Origin of the sequence: Streptomyces chisholmiae, from assembly GCF_031845445.1 — a bacterium.
Classification (GTDB): Bacteria; Actinomycetota; Actinomycetes; order Streptomycetales; family Streptomycetaceae; genus Streptomyces; species Streptomyces chisholmiae.
In genome coordinates this window covers 1-415 of record NZ_JAVREO010000259.1, presented here as the reverse complement: position 1 = coordinate 415, position 415 = coordinate 1, and the positions used below count along the sequence as shown (strand labels likewise).

Here is a 415-nt window from a genome sequence, read left to right as displayed (position 1 = left end):
CAGCGGGTGCCCCAGCGCGGGGGCGGCCCGCTGCGGGCAGTCGCGGCGCTCGCAGACCCGGCAGCCCATCCCGATCGGGGTGGCCGCCGAGCCGCTGGTGAGGTCGAGTCCGTCGGAGTAGACGACCCGGTGCGCGTGGCGCAGTTCGCAGCCGAGGCCGATGGCGAACGTCTTGCCCGGCTCGCCCCAGCCGCCGCGGTGCCGGGTGATCGCCCGCGCCGTCCACAGATACCGGGCGCCGTCCGGCATCTCGGCGATCTGCACATGGATGCGGCCCGGCGCGGCGAACGCCTCGTACACGTTCCACAGCGGGCAGGTGCCGCCCGCCCGCGAGAAGTGGAAACCGGTCGCCGACTGCCGCTTGGACAGGTTCCCGGCCCGGTCGACGCGCACGAAGGAGAACGGCACCCCGCGC

The 415-nt window shown here is 75.2% G+C and carries 1 protein-coding gene; it reads right to left on the bottom strand.

The window, feature by feature from the left end; translation table 11 throughout:
- Nucleotides 1–415 (bottom strand): short-chain fatty acyl-CoA regulator family protein (locus RM844_RS33090; RefSeq protein WP_311671120.1); only part of this gene is annotated, 415 nt, incomplete at both ends.